General features: G+C 64.2%; 18 protein-coding genes. 9 read left to right on the forward strand and 9 right to left on the reverse strand.

Annotation, left to right across the window (positions count from 1 at the left end; all coding sequences use genetic code 11):
• Positions 1–68 precede the first annotated feature (68 nt).
• The gene (locus XH84_RS08645; RefSeq protein ID WP_128922225.1) at positions 69–953 is read right to left on the reverse strand and encodes a LysR family transcriptional regulator; all 885 of its coding nucleotides are present in this window, start codon (positions 951–953) and stop codon (positions 69–71) included.
• Between the two features lie 120 nt (positions 954–1073).
• On the opposite strand from XH84_RS08645, the gene XH84_RS08650 reads away from it, so the two are divergent.
• Positions 1074–1691, forward strand: a complete 618-nt coding sequence (locus XH84_RS08650; protein ID WP_128922224.1) for a pyridoxamine 5'-phosphate oxidase family protein — start codon at positions 1074–1076, stop codon at positions 1689–1691.
• Positions 1692–1729: 38 nt separating this feature from the next.
• Here the strand turns inward: XH84_RS08650 and XH84_RS08655 are convergent, their stop codons facing one another.
• Genes XH84_RS08655 through XH84_RS08665 form a run of 3 tightly spaced genes read right to left on the reverse strand, consistent with a single transcriptional unit; the run spans position 1730 to position 5275 of the window.
• Complete coding sequence (locus XH84_RS08655; protein ID WP_128922223.1) at positions 1730–2461, reverse strand: ABC transporter ATP-binding protein; 732 nt, start codon at positions 2459–2461, stop codon at positions 1730–1732.
• Positions 2458–4227, reverse strand: a complete 1770-nt coding sequence (locus XH84_RS08660) for a branched-chain amino acid ABC transporter ATP-binding protein/permease (RefSeq protein ID WP_128922222.1) — start codon at positions 4225–4227, stop codon at positions 2458–2460. Before XH84_RS08660 ends, XH84_RS08655 begins: the two co-directional genes overlap by 4 nt.
• 7 nt (positions 4228–4234) lie before the next feature.
• Entirely contained in the window at positions 4235–5275 is a 1041-nt protein-coding gene (locus XH84_RS08665; RefSeq protein WP_164936610.1) for a branched-chain amino acid ABC transporter permease, read from the reverse strand.
• Positions 5276–5452: 177 nt separating this feature from the next.
• On the opposite strand from XH84_RS08665, the gene XH84_RS08670 reads away from it, so the two are divergent.
• The 8 genes from XH84_RS08670 to XH84_RS08705 all read left to right on the forward strand — a co-directional run bounded on the left by XH84_RS08670 (position 5453) and on the right by XH84_RS08705 (position 13735).
• Positions 5453–5974, forward strand: a complete 522-nt coding sequence (locus XH84_RS08670) for a MarR family winged helix-turn-helix transcriptional regulator (RefSeq protein ID WP_128922221.1) — start codon at positions 5453–5455, stop codon at positions 5972–5974.
• Positions 5975–6323: 349 nt separating this feature from the next.
• Entirely contained in the window at positions 6324–6599 is a 276-nt protein-coding gene (locus XH84_RS08675; protein WP_164936609.1) for a transcriptional regulator, read from the forward strand.
• A 34-nt stretch (positions 6600–6633) separates the two neighbouring features.
• Positions 6634–8634 carry a hydrogenase 4 subunit B gene (gene hyfB / locus XH84_RS08680; protein WP_128922219.1) on the forward strand — a complete coding sequence of 667 codons (2001 nt, stop codon included), beginning with the start codon at positions 6634–6636 and terminating at the stop codon, positions 8632–8634.
• Positions 8631–9587 (forward strand): respiratory chain complex I subunit 1 family protein, encoded by a 957-nt coding sequence (locus tag XH84_RS08685; protein ID WP_128922218.1) that lies wholly within the window; start codon positions 8631–8633, stop codon positions 9585–9587. Before hyfB ends, XH84_RS08685 begins: the two co-directional genes overlap by 4 nt.
• Positions 9588–9590: 3 nt before the next feature.
• Entirely contained in the window at positions 9591–10253 is a 663-nt protein-coding gene (locus XH84_RS08690) for a hydrogenase-4 component E (RefSeq protein ID WP_128922217.1), read from the forward strand.
• Entirely contained in the window at positions 10250–11689 is a 1440-nt protein-coding gene (locus XH84_RS08695) for a hydrogenase 4 subunit F (protein WP_128922216.1), read from the forward strand. The genes XH84_RS08690 and XH84_RS08695 overlap by 4 nt, the downstream gene beginning before the upstream one ends.
• Positions 11690–11692: 3 nt before the next feature.
• Complete coding sequence (locus XH84_RS08700; protein ID WP_128922215.1) at positions 11693–13207, forward strand: hydrogenase large subunit; 1515 nt, start codon at positions 11693–11695, stop codon at positions 13205–13207.
• A gap of 3 nt (positions 13208–13210) precedes the next feature.
• Positions 13211–13735: an NADH-quinone oxidoreductase subunit B family protein gene (locus tag XH84_RS08705; RefSeq protein ID WP_128922214.1), complete on the forward strand. Its 525-nt coding sequence runs from the start codon at positions 13211–13213 to the stop codon at positions 13733–13735.
• 57 nt (positions 13736–13792) lie between these two features.
• On the opposite strand, the gene XH84_RS08710 is transcribed toward XH84_RS08705, so the two are convergent.
• The 5 genes from XH84_RS08710 to XH84_RS08725 all read right to left on the reverse strand — a co-directional run bounded on the left by XH84_RS08710 (position 13793) and on the right by XH84_RS08725 (position 19374).
• Positions 13793–15076, reverse strand: a complete 1284-nt coding sequence (locus tag XH84_RS08710; RefSeq protein ID WP_128922213.1) for a glycerate kinase type-2 family protein — start codon at positions 15074–15076, stop codon at positions 13793–13795.
• A gap of 187 nt (positions 15077–15263) precedes the next feature.
• Positions 15264–16493: an ABC transporter substrate-binding protein gene (locus tag XH84_RS08715; RefSeq protein ID WP_128922212.1), complete on the reverse strand. Its 1230-nt coding sequence runs from the start codon at positions 16491–16493 to the stop codon at positions 15264–15266.
• A gap of 165 nt (positions 16494–16658) precedes the next feature.
• Positions 16659–17888, reverse strand: a complete 1230-nt coding sequence (locus tag XH84_RS08720) for an ABC transporter substrate-binding protein (protein ID WP_128922211.1) — start codon at positions 17886–17888, stop codon at positions 16659–16661.
• A gap of 90 nt (positions 17889–17978) precedes the next feature.
• Entirely contained in the window at positions 17979–18122 is a 144-nt protein-coding gene (locus XH84_RS39595) for a hypothetical protein (protein WP_164936608.1), read from the reverse strand.
• 25 nt (positions 18123–18147) lie between these two features.
• Complete coding sequence (locus XH84_RS08725) at positions 18148–19374, reverse strand: ABC transporter substrate-binding protein (RefSeq protein ID WP_128922341.1); 1227 nt, start codon at positions 19372–19374, stop codon at positions 18148–18150.
• Between the last annotated feature and the right edge of the window lie 45 nt (positions 19375–19419).

Raw genomic sequence — 19419 nt, forward strand, 5'->3', positions numbered from 1 at the left:
CCGCAGCTTTCCTCTTGGCCGTCTGGGTCCGGCTCTGCGCCGCTGCGCGGCGCGTCCGGGACACGCACTCACCCGAACCTCCACTCCGCCGTCTCCACCACGAGATCGATGAACGCGCGCACCTTGGCCGAGAGCAGGCGCGAAGTCGGATAGACGATGTGGATCGGCAGTGCCGGCTGCCCATATTTTGCCAGCACGATTTTCAGCCGTCCGCGCTTCAGCCCCTCGGCGGCCTGATAGGCCAGCACCCGCGTGACGCCGCCGCCGGCCTCGGCATATTGCAGCGCTGCATCGGCGCTGTTGCTGATGAAGCGCGGGGCCGTCGTCAGCTCGATGTCGCGGCCGTCCTGCACGAAGTGCCAATCGGCGGATGGGCCGAACTGGATGGTCTGGTGCTCGCGTAGCGCCTCCGGCGTCCTCGGCTCGCCGTGGCGCTTGAGGTAGGCGGGCGAGGCCACCACGATCCGCCGCATCTCGCCGACCTGGCGCGCCACCAGCGAGGAATCGGCGAGGTGACCGATCCGCACCGCGGCGTCGACGGCATCCTCCACGAGGTTGACGAGATGGTCGGACAGCCGCAATTCGCAGGCGACCTCGGGATAGCGCTTGAGATAGGCGGTCATGACCGGCCCGACATGCAGCCGGCCGAAGCCGACCGGGGCCGACACCACCAGCCGTCCGCTCGGCCGGTTGCGCTCTTCGCGCGCGGAGCCGTCGGCCTCCTCGACATCGGCGAGGATGCGCCGCGCGCGTTCGAGGTATCGCGTCCCGACATCGGTCAGCGTCACCTGCCGCGTGGTCCGTTGCAACAGCCGCGCGCCGAGATGCTCCTCCAGCGCAGCAATCATTCGTGTCACCACCGAAGGCGACAGCCGCAGCTTGCGCGCCGCCGGCGCAAAGCCACGAAGATCGGCGACGGTGACGAAGACGTGCATGGCTTCGAGACGGTCCATGGCATTATTGCATATATTGCAACGATGAAGTGTCAAGCGGCGAGATTGTTCGAGCCGAAGAAAGGGCCAGATTACAGGTCGAAGACGCAGCAATGCGTCGGAATCCCCGGAGATGTTCCGATGACGGCAACTCACATCTACGCCAGCGACGTCGCCTTCTCGCCGGCGGTGAAATCGATTCAGTCCCGAAAGGGATCGCGCGAAGGCTATGCCGAGGCCGAACAGCGCGGCTGGCGCACCGAGGTCGACGAGAGCCTTGCGGCATTTCTGGCTGGCGCCAATAGCTTCTATTTCGCCACCGCATCGGCCGATGGTCAGCCCTATATCCAGCACCGCGGCGGCCCGAAGGGCTTCTTGAAGGTCTTGGACAAGCAGACGCTCGCCTTCACCGACTACGCGGGCAACCGGCAATACATCACGCAAGGAAACCTCTCGGAGAACCCCAAGGCCTACATCTTCGTGATGGACTACGCCCATCGCCGCCGCGTGAAGATTTGGGGCGAGGCGCGCGTAGTCGAGGACGACGTGGCACTGACGACAGCTCTAATGCCGAAAGGCTATCGCGCGCGGCCGGAGCAGGTGATCCTGTTCAAGATCGCGGCCTGGGACACCAACTGCCCGCAGCACATTCCGCAGAAGTTCGATGCGGCCGATGTCGCGGCCGCGCTGGCGGCCAGGGATGCGCGGATCGCGGAGCTGGAGGCGGAGGTCGCGGCGTTGAAGGGGAAGGCGAGCTGAGCTTCGCCTCTCCCGGCAAGCAGGGAGAGGGAGAAGACCTACAGCGCGCTTTCACCTTCGTGCTGGAAGCCGAGATAGCTCGCCGCGACCCGCTCGTTCGCGGCGATGTCGCTGGCCTTGCCGCTCAGCACGAACTCGCCGAGCTCCATCACGTAAGCCCGGTCCGCGATCTTCAGCGCGGCCTGCGCGTTCTGCTCGACCAGCAGCACGGAGACGCCGCTGGCGCGGAGCTCAGTGACGATGCGGAAGATATCGGCGACGATGATCGGGGCGAGGCCGAGGCTCGGCTCGTCCAACATCAATAGTTTCGGCTCGCCCATCAGTGCGCGGCCCATCGCGAGCATCTGCTGCTCGCCGCCCGACAGCGTCCCGGCGAGCTGCTTGCGGCGCTCCTTCAGCCGTGGAAACAGCGCGTAGACCCGCTCGATCGAGGACTTGGCACGGCTGCGCTCGATGCGGAAGGCCCCTAACTCGAGATTGTCCTCGACATTCATGGTCACGAACAATTCGCGGTGCTCGGGAACGAGGCCGAGGCCCATCGCGACGCGATCCTCGATGTCGAGCCGGGCCAGATCCTGCCCGGCAAAGGCGACGCGGCCTTTCAGCGGCAGGATGCCCATGATGGCGGATAGCAGCGTGGTCTTGCCGGCGCCGTTGGCGCCGACGATGGTGACGATCTGGTTGGCGCCGACCTCGAGCGAGACCGAGCGCACGGCCTCGACCTTGCCATAGGCGACATGGGCGTCGGTGACGGACAACAGCGCGCTCATGCCGCCACTCCGAGATAGGCCTTGATCACTTCGGGATTGGTCTTGATCGTGGCGGGGGTGCCTTCGGCGATCTTGGTGCCGAAATCGAGTACCACGATGCGATCGGCGAGGTTCATGACGAAGCCCATGTCGTGCTCGACCAGCAGCACACTCATGCCGCCGTCGCGCAAGTCGCGCAGCAGTGTCGCAAGCCGCTGCTTCTCCATGTGGCGCAGGCCCGCGGCGGGCTCGTCGAGCAGCAGCAGCATCGGATCGACGCAAAGCGCCCGCGCGATCTCGACGATGCGTTGCTGCCCCAGCGAAAGCGAGCCTGCGAGCTGGTGCATCTGCTCGGTGAGGCCGACGCGCTCGATCTGGCGGGCGGCCTCCGCAAGCAGTTTTGCCTCGTCAGCGCGATCGAGCCGCAGCATCGAGGAGATCGGCCCGGCATGGCCGCGCAGATGCGCGCCGATCGCGACGTTTTCCAGCACGGTCATGTCGGGGACCAGCTTCACATGCTGGAAAGTCCTGCTGATGCCGAGCTTGACGATCTCCTGCGGCGGCGCCTTGTCGACCTTCTTGCCCAGCACCGAGATCGAGCCTGCCGTGGCCGACAGCACGCCGGTGATCAGGTTGAAGGTTGTGCTCTTGCCGGCGCCGTTCGGGCCGATCAGCGCGACGATCTCGCGGGCCTGGACGTCGAAGGAGACGTTGTTGACGGCGACGACGCCGCCGAACTGTTTTCGCGCCTTGTCGACCTGGAGCAGGATGCTGCCCTCGCCGGGCGCGCGGGGACGCTGCTCGAGCTTCAGGGAGGTGTCGGGCTTCTTGCCTCCGGCGCGCTCGGGCAGGAAGGAGATCAGCCAGGGCCAGAGGCCGCCGGGCGCAAGCTGCAGCAGGGCGACCAGCATGATGCCGAACACGATGGTCTCGACCTGTCCGGAGCCGGGCAGGATCAGTGGCAAATAGCTTTGCAGCACCTCTTTGAGGACCACGACGATCGCCGCGCCCAGAACGCCGCCCCAGACATAGCCGGCGCCGCCGACCACCGCGATGAAGAGATATTCGATGCCGGCCTGCGCGCCGAACGGCGTCGGGTTTACGGCGCGCTGGAGATGCGCGTAGAGCCACCCCGAAAGGCCGGCCAGCACGGCGGCATGGATGAACACCAGCAATTTGGCGCGGGGCGTGTGCACGCCGAACGCCTCGGCCGCGACATGGCCGCGGCGCAGCGCGCGGATGGCGCGGCCGGTGCGGGAATCCAGCAGGTTCATCGTCAGCAGTGCCGAGAGGATCACGGCGACCCAGATCGCGTAATAGATCGAGCCGGGCGAGAGCATCTTGAACGTGCCGATCGACAGCGGCGGGATCGCCGAGATGCCGTCGTTGCGGCCGAGAAATTCCAGCTTGCTGAACAGATAGAACAGGCCGAGCCCCCAGGCGAGCGTGCCGAGCGGCAGGTAATGGCCGGAGAGGCGGACGGTGATCAGACCGAGCAGCACCGCCAATGATCCGCTGACCGCCAGCGATAGCGGCAGCGTCAGCCAGGGCGACAGGCCGTAGGCCGTCGACAGCACCGCGGTGGTATAGGCGCCGAAGCCGACGAAGGCTGCTTGTCCGAAAGAGGTCAGGCCGCCGACGCCGGTCAGCAGCACGAGGCCCATCGCGACCAGCGCGGTAAGGCCGATATTGTCGAGCAGCACGATCCAGAACGGGGGCATGCCCGGGACAAACGGGATCGCCGCCATCACGAGTGCGAAGACGAGAATGGGAAGCCGGCTCTGCATCTTAGCCTCAGTCCTTCTCTTCCTCGACCGCCGGCGCGGCGAGCGAGCGCAGCAGCAGCACGGGGATCAAGAGCATGAAAACGATCACCTCCTTGTAGTTGGAGGCATAGAAGGACGAGAACGCCTCGACGAGGCCGACCACCAGCGCCGCGACGGCGGTCAAGGGGTAGCTGACGAGGCCGCCGATGATCGCGGCGACGAAACCTTTCAGGCCGATCAGGAAGCCCGAATCGTAATAGAGCGTCGTGATCGGCACGATCATGATGCCCGACAGCGCGCCGATGACGGACGCCAGTAGAAAAGCGATCTGCCCCGACAACGTGGTGCGGATGCCCGCGAGCCGCGCCCCGAGCCGGTTCACGGCGGTCGCGCGCAGCGCCTTGCCGTAGAGCGTCAGGCCGAAGAACAGCCAGAGCCCGACGATGAAGGCAACGGTGATGCCGTAGACGGTGAGGCTCTGGCCGGTGAAGCGCAGCGCGCCGGCTGTGAAGGCGCCGGACAGCACGGCGGGGCCGCGCTGGCCTTCGGCGCCGAAGAACAGGAGGCCGAGGCCCTGCAGCGCGAGGTGGACGCCGACGGAGGCGATCAGCAGCACCAGCACCGAGGTGTGCGCCAGCGGCTGGAACGCGATGCGGTAGAGATAGAGGCCGATCATCGCGACGATCACCAGCGACAACACGATGCAGATTGCGACCGGCGGCTTCTGGGCCGCGAAGTACACGGTCAGCGCCAGCACGATGGAAGGCAGCACGATGTTGGTAACAACGCTGCGCAGGATCAGCCGCCCGTGCAGCGCCTTGCGCGCCACGATCAGGTCGAAGGCGAAGGCACCGATACCGAGCGCCAGCGCCAGCTTTGCCGTTCCCGGCATCTGGCCCGCGGCCAGCGAGGCGTAGGTCAGCGCGCCGTAGGTGACGAATTCGCCCTGGGGAATGAGGATCACACGGGTGACGGCGAATACCAGCACCAGCGCCAGGCCGAGCAGCGCATAGATCGCGCCATTGGTGATGCCGTCCTGCATCAGGAACAGCATGATGGTGGTATTCAAGACCGGACGCTCCCCCTCAAGATTACGAACCGGTCCCCTCGATTGCGGTGGACGGTTCGCTCACAGCCATTGAAAAACGCTGACGATATTTGATATGGTCTATAACAATTATCAAATATAACATCAAGGGCGGGGAACGACCCGGCCCGAATTTAGCGGGATTACGAGCACGAGGCGATGACCGTTTCCAAAACCGCTGAAAAGTCCTCTGGGAAGTCGGCCGACCCGGCCAAGGGCCGCAAAGACGCGACTGAAGTCCAGAGCGAAGCCCTTCAGCTCGGCGAGCTCTCCGAACAGCTCGGCTATGTCTTGAAGCGGGCGCAGCTCAAGGTGTTCGAGAACTTTTTGCGCTGCATGGCCTCGCTCCAGCTCACGCCGGCGCAGTTCTCCGTGCTGCTGCTGGTCGAGAAGAATCCCGGCCGTAACCAGACCGAGATCGCCTCTACGCTAGGCATCCTCAGGCCGAACTTCGTGGCGATGCTCGACAATCTCGAGAGTCGCGACCTTTGCGCGCGGATCCGCTCCACCAACGACCGCCGCTCGCACATCCTGGTGCTGACCGACAAGGGCAAGGCCGTGCTGGCCCGCGCCAAGAAGCTCGTTGCCACCAAGCACGAGGCGCGGCTGAACGAACTGCTCGGCCAGGCCAACCGCGAAGCCCTCCTCGCGATGCTCTCGAAGATCGCGAGCGAGTTTTGAGGCGGGCAGTCACGACCTAGGTGCGCGAGCGCGACCCTGGAATCTTTCGCCGCATTTGCGTGGTCGCCTTTGCCCCGGCTTGACTAGCTTCTGTCGCGGGCATCCGCGTCTCTTCTCTCACTCCGTCATGCCTGGGCGATCCGCCGGACAGCTGCGCGGTCGCGCTTTGGTGGCGCGTCACTCGCGTCCGGAATGGCGGACGAGCCTGATGGCGGAGTGCGAGGGCGTGAGTTCCGAGGGGGGCGAGCGGTATGATGCGCCGCATGTAGAAAATGATGCTTGAAACATCATTTCGTGCGTCCTAAGCTTGGCAAATCAACCATTGTAACTGCCACGGACATCCTGCCCCGTGATCACCGCCGCGCAGCTTCGAGCCGCCCGTGCTTTGCTCAGGATCGACCAGCGCGAACTCGCGCAGCGCTGTTCGCTGTCGCTGCCGACGATCCAGCGTATGGAGGCCTCCGAAGGGGTGATCCGCGGCAATGTCGATTCCCTGGTGAAGCTGGTTGAAGCGCTATCGGCTGCCGGCATCGAGCTGATTGCCGAGGGGGCGGTGTCGAGCGCCGGGGGCCGCGGTGTGCGGCTGAAGTCTCCACCTCCAAGCGCGGGCGGCCAATCGGGATGAGGGCGCGCGCACAAATCATGATCGAGGACCGGCCATGATCGCCGTCGCGCTATGGTCGGTGGCGGCTCTGCTGGCGCTGGCGCCTGCGGGAGTCGTGCTGTCGACGCGCCCGCGCGGCTCGATCATCCTTTACGGCGGATGCCTGATCGCCACATCGACGCTCTGTGTCACGGCGCTGTCCGCTCTGCTCTATTCCCCTCAGTTGGCGCCGAGCGCGATACTGCCGATCGGATTGCCGTGGCTCGGTGCTCATTTCCGGCTCGATGCACTGTCCGCCTTCTTCCTCGTCGTCGTCAATCTAGGCGGCGTCGCTGCGAGTCTGTTCGCGATCGGTTACGGCCAGCACGAGGATTCCCCCGGCCGCGTGCTGCCGTTCTATCCCGCCTACCTCGCAGCGATGAACGTCGTCGTGCTGGCAAACGATGCCTTCAGCTTCCTGGTCGCCTGGGAATTCATGTCGCTGACCTCCTGGGCGATGGTCGTATCGCATCACCGGGACGCAGAGAATGTCCGCGCCGGCTACGTCTATCTTCTGATGGCAAGTTTCGGCACGCTGGCGCTGCTGCTCGCCTTCGGCCTGCTCGCGAGCAACGCCGGTTACGATTTCGATGCGATCCGAGCCTCGCATCCTTCCGCTGCGCTGACCGGCACGGTGGTCATCCTCGTGCTGCTGGGGGCCGGCTCCAAGGCTGGCTTGGTGCCGCTGCACGCTTGGCTGCCGCTCGCCCATCCCGCGGCGCCCAGCCACGTCTCCGGCCTCATGAGCGGGGTCATGACCAAGGTCGCCGTCTACGGCTTCGTGCGCATCGTCTTCGATCTTGTGCCCGAACCGGTGTGGTGGTGGAGCATGGTGGTGCTGCTGGTCGGCGGTCCGACGGCGACGCTGGGCGTGCTCTATGCGCTGATGCAGCGCGATATCAAGCGCGTGCTCGCCTATTCAACGATTGAGAACATCGGCATCATCTTCACCGGCCTCGGGCTGGCGCTGGCTTTCAAGGCGGAAGGGCTCGACTGGGTGGCGGCGCTCGCCTTCACCGCGGCGATGATGCATGTGTTCAATCATGCGCTGTTCAAGAGCCTGTTGTTCTTCGGCGCCGGCGCGGTGCTGGGAGCGACCGGCGAGCGCGACATGGAGAAGCTCGGCGGGCTGATCCATCGCATGCCGAAGACGGCGTTTGTGATGCTGGTCGGCTGCGTCGCGATCTCGGCATTGCCGCCGTTCAACGGCTTCGTTTCGGAATGGCTGATCTTCCAGGCGATCCTGCTTTCACCGCAACTGCCCTCTTGGGGTCTCAAGCTCGTCATCCCGGCGGTCGGGGGTTTGCTGGCGCTCGCGGCCGCCTTTGCCGCGGCCTGCTTCGTCAAGCTCTTTGGCATCAGCTTTCTCGGTCGGCCGCGTTCGGACGTCGCGGCGTCAGCGCATGAGACTGACCGCTTCTCGCTGACCGCGATGTTCGCGCTTGCCGCCTTCTGCCTCATTGCCGGTATCCTGCCCGGGCTGTTCATCGATGCACTGGCACCGGTGAGCAAGGATATGGTCGGCAACATCATGCCGCATCAAGTCGGATTGCAGTGGCTCACCATCGTGCCGATTGCGGAAAGCCGCAGCTCCTATAACGGCCTCCTGGTGTTCCTGTTCGTGGCACTCTGCGGCACGGCGGCGGCGTCAGCCATTCACCGTCTCGCCTCCGACCGCTTACGCCGCGCACCCGCCTGGGATTGCGGCTATCCCGACGCGAACCCGGCGATCCAGTACTCAGCCTCCAGCTTCTCGCAGCCGATCCGCCGTGTGTTCGGCAGCGTCGTCTTTGGCGCACGCGAGATCGGCGAGATGCCGCCGCCGTCCTCGCCGCTTCCTGCGCGGCTCCAGGTCGAACTGCACGATCGGATCTGGGATTGGCTGTACGCGCCGATCGCGAGGGCCATCGGCTTTGCGACGGAGCGCATCAATATCCTGCAGTTCCTCAGCATCCGCCGCTACCTGACGCTGGTATTCGTGGCGCTGGTCGTGCTGCTGCTGGTGGTGGCACTATGAACGGGCTGCGCGACATCCTCTCCCAGGGCGCGCAGATGTCGCTGGTGCTGGGACTCGCGCCGCTGCTGACGGGTTTCGTGCGGAAGGTGAAGGCTCGGCTGCTACGGCGGCGTGGACCGCCGCTGCTCCAACCCTATCGCGACCTCGTCCGCCTGATGCGCAAGGACGTCGTGCTCGCGGACAACGCATCCTGGCTGTTTCGCGTCATTCCCTATCTGATGTTCGCGGGCACCTGGGTCGCCGCCTCGCTGGTGCCGACTTTCGGCAATGGTCTGTTGTTCTCCTGGACCGCCGATCTCATCGCCATCACTGCGCTGCTCGGCAGCGCTCGTTTCTTCCAGGCGCTCGCCGGCATGGACGTCGGAACCGCCTTCGGCGGCATCGGCTCCAGCCGTGAGGTGATGATCGCCTCCCTCGCCGAGCCCGCGATGCTGATCACCGCGTTCTCGGTGGCAATGATCGCCGGCTCGACGCAGCTGCCCACGGTGGCCGAGTTCATGGGCTCGGACGCGGTCGGTCTGCGTGTGTCGTTGGGAATGGCGTTCGTGGCGCTGACCATCGTGGCGCTGGCGGAGAATGCCCGTATCCCGGTCGATAACCCCGCCACCCATCTCGAGCTCACCATGGTGCACGAGGCCATGGTGCTGGAATATTCAGGGCGGCATCTCGCGCTGATCGATTTGTCGTCGCAGCTCAAGCTTCTGCTCTACGTCTCGCTGATCGCCTGCGTGTTCCTGCCATGGGGCACGGCGACTGCGGATGCGAGCGTTGCAAGGCTCGCGCTTGGCACACTGGTCTATTTCGGCAAGCTGACGGTCCTCGGCTTCCTGCTTGCCGTGTTCGAGACCGCAATCGCCAAGATGCGCGTGTTCCGGATTCCGGAGTTCTTGGGCGCGGCGCTGATGCTGGCATTGCTTGCCACCCTGTTGCGCTTCGTGTCGGGGAGCCTCTGAGAGATGAGCAGCCTGCAATTCGACATCGCCCATCTGCTCGCCGGCTCGCTCGTGCTGGCGAGCTTCATGATGCTCTATCAGGATCGACTCTATGCGCTGCTGAATGTCTATGCGCTGCATGCCGGCGTGCTGGCGCTATCGGTGGCCTGGCAGGCCTATGTGCAGCAAGCGCCGCATCTCTATATCACGGCGCTGATCGCGTTGGCCTTCAAGGCCATCATCATCCCCGTGGCGCTGCACCGGATCATCAAGCGGCTCGGTATCCACCGCGAGATCGAGAACGTGATCGGCGTCGGGCTGACCATGATGGCCGGCATAGGACTCGTCGCGCTGTCGATGGTGGTGATGTTGCGGGTGACGCCGGGCGCCGACGCGCTCGCGCGCGAGGATCTCGCCTTCGCGCTGTCGGTGGTGCTGCTGGGTCTCCTGATCATGGTTACGCGACGCAACGCGGTGAGCCAGGTCGTCGGCTTCATGTCGCTGGAGAACGGCTTGGTGCTGGCGGCAACCGGCGCCAAGGGTATGCCGCTGGTGGTCGAGATCAGCGTCGCCTTCTCGGTGCTGATCGCTTTCATCGTGATCGGGATCTTCCTGTTCCGCATCCGCGAGCGTTTCGACAGCGTGGACGTACAGGCGCTCGATCGCTTCAGGGGAGAGCGGCGATGACGCTCGATGCGCTCGGTGCGATCCTGCTGATCCCGACCATCTCGGCCGCTCTGCTCGCGATCCTGCCTGGCTACATGCTGGCGGCGAGGCTCAACATCGCCGCGGCGCTCGCGACCTTCCTCACTTCGCTGTCGCTGTTCGTGATCGAGCCGACGTCGGGGCAATATCTGCTGCTCGACGACCTTAACAAGGTCTTCATAGTTCTGACGACCTTCATCGGCTTCACGACGTCGGTCTTCAGCGCGAGCTACATCCACCACGAGATCGAGACCGGGCGCTTGACGCCGGCCTTTCTGCGTTTCTATCACGCGATGTACCAGATGCTGATGTTCGCGATGAACCTCGCGCTCGTCGCCAACAATATCGGCCTGATGTGGGTCGCGGTCGAGGTGGCGACGCTGACGACCGTGCTGATGGTCGGCATCTACCGCACCCATGAGGCGCTGGAAGCCGCATGGAAATACTTCATCCTCGGTAGCGTCGGCATCGCGCTCGCGCTGTTCGGCACGATCCTGGTCTATATGGCGGCCCGCCCCGCGGTGGGCGAGGGGCTGGACGGAATGGTATGGACGGTGCTGGTGAAGCACGCCGCACAGTTCGACCCGGCGTTGCTCAACGTCGCCTTCGTTTTCCTCCTGCTCGGCTACGGCACCAAGGTCGGCCTCGCGCCGTTGCACGCCTGGCTGCCGGATGCGCATGCCGAGGGCCCGACGCCGATCTCGGCGGTGCTGTCCGGCCTGTTGCTCAACGTCGCGCTCTATGCGCTGCTGCGCTTCAAGATGATGCTCGCGGTCAACTCCGAGGCGATCGCGCCGGGTCCGCTGATGGTGACCATGGGCCTGATCTCGGTGATCTTCGCCGCGCTGATGCTGTACCGGCGCCGCGACATCAAGCGGATGTTCGCCTATTCCTCGATCGAGCATATGGGCATCATCGTCTTCGCCTTCGGCATGGGCGGCCCGCTCGCGAATTTCGCGGGTCTGTTGCACATGGCCATGCATTCGCTGACCAAGTCGGCTATCTTCTTCGCCGTCGGCCATATCGCACAGGTCAAGGGCACACAGAAGATCGCCGATATCGGCGGCCTCACGACGACCAACCCGGTGCTCGGGTGGGGCCTGATGCTCGGCGTCATCGCCATCGTCGGGCTGCCGCCGCTCGGCATCTTCATGAGCGAGTTTCTAGTGGTGAGCTCGACTTTCGCCCGCGCGCCCTGGCTGACGGTGATCCTGGTGCTTGGCATCATCATCGCGCTCGGCGGGCTTTTCCTGCGGGTCGGCGTGGTGATGTTCGGCGAGCCCAAGGGCAAGACCGCACCCGCGGAAGCCTCCTACGTGCCGATGTTCACGCACCTCGGATTGGTGCTGATGGCCGGCATCTATCTGCCGCCGGTGCTGGTCACCGGCTTCCAGAACGTCGCGAAGCTCCTGGGATAGGCGATGGGCATCCTCGACAGCATCCCCCACGTCAATGCGGTGTCGTCGCACCGGCCCTGGCCGCGCGCCGTCGTGACGGAGGCGGGCTGGCAGGCAGCGATCGATCGGCTCGTCGAGGGGGGCCTCACACTGCTCGGCTTCTGGGGCGAGCCGACCGCGGTGCATATGGCGATGCTCGATGGAGGCTCAGCCGCGATCGCAGTCGTCACCTACGAGTGTCCGGCCGGCACATTTCCAAGCGTCGCCAACCGCCATCCGCCGGCGCTTCGGCTGGAACGGACCATCCATGATCTGTTCGGGCTTGTTCCGACCGGCGCGGACGATCTGCGGCCATGGCTCGACCACAATGCCTGGGGCCAATCCCATCCGCTCTCCGGCCGCAACGCATCGCGCGAGGTGCGGCCATATCAATTTCTGCCGGCCGAGGGCGAGGCGCTGCACCAGGTGGCGGTCGGCCCGGTCCATGCCGGGATCATCGAGCCCGGCCATTTCCGCTTCACCGCCAATGGCGAACACGTGGTGCGGCTGGAGCAGCGGTTCGGCTACACCCACAAGGGCATCGAGTCGCTGATGCAGGGTGCGAGCCTCGAGGCCGCGGCAAAGCTCGCCAGCCGCACTTCCGGCGACAGCACCGTCGCCTATGCCTTCGCCTTTGCGTGTGCCGTGGAAGCAGCCCTGCAGATCCAGGCGCCGAGGCGAGCGACGCTCTTGCGAGCGCTGATGGCGGAGCTGGAGCGGCTCGCCAATCATTTGGGCGACATCGGGGCCATCTGCAACGACGCCTCGTTCGCGCTGATGCATGCCCAGACCGGCATTTTGCGTGAGCGTTGTTTGCGCGCTGCGGACGTCGCATTCGGCCATCGCCTGATGATGGACGTCATCATGCCCGGTGGCGTGACGCGTGACATTGCGCCGGACGGCGTGTCCGCGCTCCGCGCGCTGCTCGCGGAGCTACGCAAGGTCTTTCCGCGCTTGATCGAGCTCTATGACAATACGGCGTCCTTGCAGGACCGCACCGTCACCACAGGCATCGTGAAGGCGGAATATGCGCGTCAATTTGGTGCCGGCGGCTATGTCGGCCGCGCCTCGGGCCGCGATTTTGACGCGCGGCGGGCGCTGGCCTACATGCCTTACGAAGCGCTATCGTTCGAGGTGCCGGTCCTGCAGGCCGGTGACGTGAATGCGCGGGTCTGGATCCGAATTCGCGAGATCGAGCAGAGCGTCGCGTTGATCGAGCAGATTCTCGACCAGCTTGGGCCGGGCGGGCTCGAAACCGCGCTGCCAGCCGGGACCGGCGGCGCTGCCCGTGAAGGCATGGCGCTCACCGAGGCCTTCCGCGGCGACGTTCTGGTGTGGCTGCGGCTCGATGGCGAATTGCGCGTCGAACGCTGCCACCTGCGCGACGCGTCGTGGTTCCAGTGGCCGCTGCTGGAAGCCGCGATCGAAGGCAACATCATTGCCGACTTTCCGCTCTGCAATAAGTCGTTCAACTGTTCCTATTCGGGCGTGGACCTCTAAGCCATGCGCAAGACCCTGCTCGAAAGCCTCACCCATGGTTCGCTGACGGAGCCCGCTCCGGCGCCGGACGGTTCCGCGCTGGCCGAGCTTGCAGCGAAGGTCGACCGTGCTGCCCAGGCCCGGCTTGGGCGTTCTCTTGCCATTCGTGAGGTCGACGCCGGATCCTGTAATGGCTGCGAACTGGAGATCCATGCGCTTTCCAACGCCTTTTATGACGTCGAACGTTTCGGCCTGCGTCTCGTCGCCTCGCCACGTCATGCCGACGTGCTGCTGGTCACGGGTCCCGTGACGAAGAACATGCGAGAAGCGCTGGAGCGGACTTACAACGCGACGCCAGATCCGAAATGGGTCGTCGCGGTCGGCGGTTGTGCGATCGATGGCGGTATTTTCAGGGACAGCTACGCCTGCGTCGGCGGCGTATCCGAGACCGTTCCGGTGGATCTGCACATCAAGGGCTGCCCGCCGTCACCGACGGACTTGTTGAAGGGGCTGCTCGCGCTGCTGGAGCACGTCGGCGGCGAACGGTAATCCGCGCAGACTCCGTCATGTCGGGCCAAGCCGCGACCGCGTCGAACAGGGCGGGCTCTAATCGACCAGGATCACTCTGATGTCATTGACGTTCGTCAGCGTCGGGCCCGGCAGCAGCAGGTCGCCGGTCGCCTCGAAGAACGTCGTGGCGTCGTTGTTGTCGAGATAGGCCTGCGGCTGCAGCGCTAGCGCCTTCATCTTCGCGAACGTCGCCGCGTCGATCAGCGCACCGGCGGGGTCGGTCGGGGTGCCGGCACCGCCGTCGGCACCGTCGGTGTCGCCCGCCAGCGCCGAAATGTCCGGCGTGTCCTTGAGCAGGCTGGCGAGCGCCAGCGCGTATTCCTGGTTCGGGCCGCCGCGCCCCTGGCCGCGCACGGTCACCGTGAGCTCGCCGCCGGAGAGGATGGCGAGGCGCTTGCCCTGCGCGCGCGCATCCAGCGCCAGCCGGGCGTGCGCGGCCGCGACCTCGCGCGCTTCGCCTTCGAGGTCGGCGCCGAGGTCGATCGTCTCGTAGCCGGATTCGCGCGCGAGCTTCACCGCGGCGTCGAGCGACTGCTTGGGCCGCGCGATCAGTTCGAAATGCGCGCGGGCGAAGGCGGCATCATCGGGCTTGCAGCTTTCGTTGCGGGGATCGTCGAGCGCGTGGCGAACGGCATCGTCGATGTCGAGCTTGTATTTCGCGACGATGGCGCGCGCATCAGCCAGCGTGGTCGGATCGGGTACGGTCGGACCGGAGGCGATTGCGGAAGGATCGTCATGCGGCACATCCGAGATCGCGAGCGTCACGATCTCGGCGGCATTCCTGCCGGCGCGTGCCAGCCGGCCGCCCTTGATCCGCGACAGATGTTTCCTGACGGTATTCATCTCGCCGATCGGCGCGCCCGAGCGCAGCAGCGCCTTGTTGACCGCCTGCTTCTGCGCGAAGCTGATGCCCTCGCTCGGCGCGATCCAGTTGGCCGAGCCGCCGCCGGTGAGCAGCACCAGGAGCAGATCGTCCGGCCCGGCCTCGCCTGAGAGCGCGAGCGTGTCGGCGGCGCCCTTCAGGCCGGCCTCGTCCGGAACGGGATGCCCGGCTTCGACCACGCGGATGCGGCGCGTCGGCACGCCGTAGCCGTGACGCGTGGTGGCGATGCCGACGATGCGTTCCGGTGCGAGGTGGAGCGTGTCGAGATAGTGCCGCTCGGCGGCCGCGGCCATGGCACCCGCGCCCTTGCCGGCGGCAAGGCAGATCACGCGTCCCTTGGGCGCGGGCGGCAGGTGCGGCGCCAGCACCACATTGGGATGGGCGGCGGCGACGGCGGCGTCGTAGAGCGCACGGAGCAGGGGACGTCGGTCGGTCATGACGATGGCCTTCGGCAGACATGAGACTGGCGGCCAAGGCCGCCGTTCACCTGCCTACCGCATCGGGCGCCAAAGCGTAAGCCGGCTTTGCCGTCATTCGATTGTGCAATCGCGTGATCATAATCGGCGGGCAAGCAAAAGCCCCCTGCGACGGGGTCGCAGGGGGCTGGTTTCTTGCTTGAGACGGTTAGCCGCCGGCTTCGGCGTTGATCACGTCGCCGAACAGCTCCCACCGCTCGCCCTTGAAGCGCTGCAGCTGCAGTGAGCTGATCGGTGCGAAATCGGTCGGCGACGTGTTGATCTTGATGCCGGGCAGCAGCACCTCGGTGCGGAAGTCCTTCAGGCTGGCCGCCTGCTTCATGACGTTCGCGCGTGTGAGGTCGTCGCCGCAATTCTTGAGCACCTGGACCAGCGTCTGGGCCACGCCGTAGCCGACGATCGTGCCGTTGTCGGTCTTGTCGCCTTCGGGAAAGTACTTCGCCATGAAGTCGAGGAAGCCCTTCATGCCGGCATCATTGGCCCATTGCCTGTCGGTGGTGTCTTTCAGATAGGCCGCCGAGATGATGCCTTGTGCGTTCTCGAAGCCTGCCGGCTTGATGACGCTGCCGACGGAAGCCGAGACGTTGTTGAGGAAGTGAGTCGGCTTCCAGCCGATCTCGGCATTCTTCTTGATCGCCTGCGCCGCGAATTTCGGCGTGGTGATGTTGACGAAGATGTCGGCGCCGGTCGCCTTCAGCTTGACGATGTGGTTGTCAATGGTCGGCTCCGACGTCTCGTAGCTCTCCTCGGCCACGATCATGCTCGCGGCCTTCGAGCCGAGACCGTCCTTCAGGCCCTTGAGATAATCCTTGCCGTAATCGTCATTCTGAAACAGGACGGCGATCTTCGCGTTCGGCATCTCCTTCAGGATGTACTTCGCGTAGATCTGCGTTTCGCTCTGATAGTTGGGCTGCCAGCCCATGGTCCACGGAAAGTCCTTCGGATCGTTCCACTTGGTGGCGCCGGTGGCGACGAACAGCTGCGGGACCTTCTTCGAGTTCATGTACTTCTGGATCGCCGAGTTCGGCGGGGTGCCGAGCGAATTGAAGATCAGCAGCACCTCGTCGCTCTCGACCAGCTTGCGCGCCTGCTCCACCGTCTTCGGTGGCGAATAGGCGTCGTCGTAGCTGATGAAATTGATCTTGCGGCCGTTGATGCCGCCCTCTTCGTTGATCTTCTTGAAATAGGCGGCCTCGGTCCGCCCGATGATGCCGTAGGCGGAGGCCGGTCCGCTGTAGGGCATGATGTTGCCGACCTTGATCTCGGTATCGGTCGCGCCGGTATCGTATTTTTTCTGGGCAAGAGCGGCACTCGTCGAGGCCGCGAAAACTGCGAGCGCAATCGATGCGGCCGCAAGTTTGCTGGTGACAGCAGGCATTCCTATCTCCCTATTTTTCTTGATGTGCGCGTCCTTGTTCTTGTGTCGCTCTTCTTGCCGACGCGATCGGGATTGAACCCGATTTGGCCGGAACCTTCAAGGAAAAGCCCCTGCAACCGTGTCGCAGGGGCTACTTCTTTAGTAGTCATGCGCGATGATGGACCCTCATCCGCCGACGTCGCCACTGATGACGTCGCCGAAAAGCTCCCAGGTTTCACCCTTGAATCGTTCCAGCCGCAGCTGCGAGAGCGGCGCGAAGTCGGTAGGGCTTGTGTTTACCTTGACTCCTGGAAGCAGTCCGTGGGGTTCGAAATCTCTCATACTCGCGGCCTGCTTCATCACGTTCGCGCGGGTCAGATCGTCGCCGCAAGCCTTCAGCACATGTACCAGTCCCTGTGCGACGATGTAGCCGTACATGACGGAGGCGTCCGCGCGGTTCGCCTCGGGATAGTACTTGTCCAGGAATTCATTCCAGGCCTTCATGCTCGGATCGTTCGTCCATTGCGGATCAGTCGGATCCTTGAAATATTGCGAGGAGATGATGTCCTGCGCGTTCTCGAAACCTGCGGGCTTGATCACGCTGCCGATCGATGCCGACACGTTGTTGAGGAAGTGCAGTGGCTTCCAGCCGACCTCGGCGTTCTTCTTGATCGCCTGGGCCGCGAATTTCGGTGTCGTGATGTTGAAGAACACGTCGGCGCCCGTCGACTTCATCTTGACGATATGGGAATCGATCGTCGGTTCGGAGACTTCGTAGCTTTCCTCGATCACGATCATCGAGGAACCTTTGGCGCCAAGTCCATCCTTGAAGCCCTTGAGATAGTCCTTGCCATAGTCGTCGTTCTGATAGAGCACGGCGATCTTGGAGTCCGGGTGGTTCTTCAGCATGTACTTGGCATAGATTTGCGCTTCGCTCTGGTAGTTGGGCTGCCAGCCCATGGTCCAGGGAAATTCCTTCGGGTCGTTCCACTTGGTGGCACCTGTGGCGACGAACAATTGCGGCACTTTCTTCGAATTCATGTATTTCTGGATTGCCGAGTTGGGCGGTGTCCCGAGGGAGTTGAAGATCAGCAGCACCTCGTCGCTCTCCACAAGCTTGCGCGCCTGCTCCACCGTCTTCGGCGGCGAGTAGGCATCGTCATAGCTGATGAAGTTGATCTTGCGGCCGTTGATGCCGCCTTCCGCATTGATCTTGCGGAAATACGCCTCCTCGGTCTTGCCGATCACGCCGTAAGCGGACGCGGGGCCGCTGTAAGGCATGATGTTGCCGATCTTGATTTCGGTGTCGGACGCGCCAGTGTCGTATTTCTTCTGCGCGAACGCTGCCGTGGACAGGGTGGCAGCCAGCACGAGGGCGGCCGAGAAGGCCCCCAATCGCACATGCATTGCAGGCATCTTGCTCTCCCTAGCTCGGTTTGAATGTGTCGATTGTTCTTGTTGGGAGCGATCATTGCGCGCCGCTCCGGCACGCATTGAATACCCTTCTCAGGCGCCCAGCAAGGAGAACGCCCAGCCGGCGCGATCGCGGCGAGCTGCTTCTTTTTCGAGGGGATGCGGAATATTCCGGCGCGCGAGATCAAGCGCGTCGCCGCTCACCCACGCGTAAATTGTCTTATCAAGCAGACGCAATTTTCAATTGCGCCTTTGCCTGGCTTCAATGCCCGATCTCGCTGGAGATGACGTCGCCGAACAACTCCCATTTCCGGCCCTTGAAGCGCATCATTTGCAGCTGCTCGATCGGGGCGAAATTGTCCGGCGCGGTGTTGATCTTGATGCCGGGCAGCAGCGTGTCGGGCTCGAAATCCTTCAAGGAAGCTGCCTGCTTCATGACGTTCTCGCGGGTGAGATCGTCGCCGCACATCTGCAGCACCTTCACCATCGTCTGTGCGGCGGCGTAGCCGAACACGACACCGGCATCGAGCTTGTTGGCCTTGGGATCGTATTGCGCGAGGAAGTCATAGAACTTCTTCATGCCGTCATCGGCATTCCACTGCGGATCGGAGCCGTCCTTGAGGTAGCTCGCCGACAGGATGCCCTGGGAGATCTCGAGGCCGGCCGGCTCGATCACGCCGCCGACGGAGGCCGAGACGTTGGAGACGATGTAGACCGGATGCCAGTTGATCTCTGCCGCCTTCTTGATCGCCTGCGCGGCGAACTTCGGGGTGGTGATGCTGATGAAGACGTCGGCGCCCGAGGCCTTCAGCTTCACGATGTGCTCGTCGATCGCGGGCTCGGAGGTGTCGTAGGCCTCCTGTAGCACGATCATCGAGGCTTTGGCGCCGAGGCCGTCCTTCAGCCCCTTCAGATAGTCCTTGCCGAAATCGTCGTTCTGGTAGAGCACGCCGATCTTTCCGTCCGGCTTCTCCTTCGTGATGTACTTGGCATAGATGCGCGCCTCGCTCGCGTAGCTCGGCTGCCAGCCCATGGTCCAGGGATATTGCTTGGGATCGTTCCACTTCGAGGCGCCGCTCGCGACGAACAATTGCGGCACCTTCTTCTCGTTCATGTATTTGCGGATGGCGCTGTTGGTGGAGGTGCCGAGCGAGCCGAAGATCAAGAGCACCCCGTCGCTCTCGACCAGCTTGCGCGCCTGCTCCACCGTCTTCGGCGGCGAATAGGCGTCATCATAGGAAATGAACGTGATCTTGCGGCCGTTGACGCCGCCTTCGGCATTGATCTTGTTGAAATAGGCTTCTTCGGCCTTGCCGATCGCGGCGTAGGCCGAGGCCGGGCCGCTATAGGGCATGATGTTGCCTATTCTGATCTCAGTATCGGAAGCGCCGCTGTCGTATTTCGCCTGCGCCAGTGCCGGGCTGTCCATCGCAGTGCACAACGCGACCGCGGCCAGAAGCGCCGCAACCTGACATCGAACGGCAGTCATCATTCTCCCACCCCGAGTTGGATCGGCGCCGCATTGAACAAGATT

The organism is Bradyrhizobium nanningense (assembly GCF_004114535.1).
Taxonomy (GTDB): Bacteria; Pseudomonadota; Alphaproteobacteria; order Rhizobiales; family Xanthobacteraceae; genus Bradyrhizobium; species Bradyrhizobium nanningense.

What these genes read in the sequence shown, in the direction of transcription:
- XH84_RS08645 (WP_128922225.1), bottom strand. Translation starts at nt 953, where the DNA reads ATGGACCGTCTCGAAGCCATGCACGTCTTCGTCACCGTCGCCGATCTT.
- XH84_RS08650 (WP_128922224.1), top strand. Translation starts at nt 1,074, where the DNA reads ATGACGGCAACTCACATCTACGCCAGCGACGTCGCCTTCTCGCCGGCG.
- XH84_RS08655 (WP_128922223.1), bottom strand. Translation starts at nt 2,461, where the DNA reads ATGAGCGCGCTGTTGTCCGTCACCGACGCCCATGTCGCCTATGGCAAG.
- XH84_RS08660 (WP_128922222.1), bottom strand. Translation starts at nt 4,227, where the DNA reads ATGCAGAGCCGGCTTCCCATTCTCGTCTTCGCACTCGTGATGGCGGCG.
- XH84_RS08670 (WP_128922221.1), top strand. Translation starts at nt 5,453, where the DNA reads ATGACCGTTTCCAAAACCGCTGAAAAGTCCTCTGGGAAGTCGGCCGAC.
- hyfB (WP_128922219.1), top strand. Translation starts at nt 6,634, where the DNA reads ATGATCGCCGTCGCGCTATGGTCGGTGGCGGCTCTGCTGGCGCTGGCG.
- XH84_RS08685 (WP_128922218.1), top strand. Translation starts at nt 8,631, where the DNA reads ATGAACGGGCTGCGCGACATCCTCTCCCAGGGCGCGCAGATGTCGCTG.
- XH84_RS08690 (WP_128922217.1), top strand. Translation starts at nt 9,591, where the DNA reads ATGAGCAGCCTGCAATTCGACATCGCCCATCTGCTCGCCGGCTCGCTC.
- XH84_RS08695 (WP_128922216.1), top strand. Translation starts at nt 10,250, where the DNA reads ATGACGCTCGATGCGCTCGGTGCGATCCTGCTGATCCCGACCATCTCG.
- XH84_RS08700 (WP_128922215.1), top strand. Translation starts at nt 11,693, where the DNA reads ATGGGCATCCTCGACAGCATCCCCCACGTCAATGCGGTGTCGTCGCAC.
- XH84_RS08705 (WP_128922214.1), top strand. Translation starts at nt 13,211, where the DNA reads ATGCGCAAGACCCTGCTCGAAAGCCTCACCCATGGTTCGCTGACGGAG.
- XH84_RS08710 (WP_128922213.1), bottom strand. Translation starts at nt 15,076, where the DNA reads ATGACCGACCGACGTCCCCTGCTCCGTGCGCTCTACGACGCCGCCGTC.
- XH84_RS08715 (WP_128922212.1), bottom strand. Translation starts at nt 16,493, where the DNA reads ATGCCTGCTGTCACCAGCAAACTTGCGGCCGCATCGATTGCGCTCGCA.
- XH84_RS08720 (WP_128922211.1), bottom strand. Translation starts at nt 17,888, where the DNA reads ATGCCTGCAATGCATGTGCGATTGGGGGCCTTCTCGGCCGCCCTCGTG.
- XH84_RS08725 (WP_128922341.1), bottom strand. Translation starts at nt 19,374, where the DNA reads ATGACTGCCGTTCGATGTCAGGTTGCGGCGCTTCTGGCCGCGGTCGCG.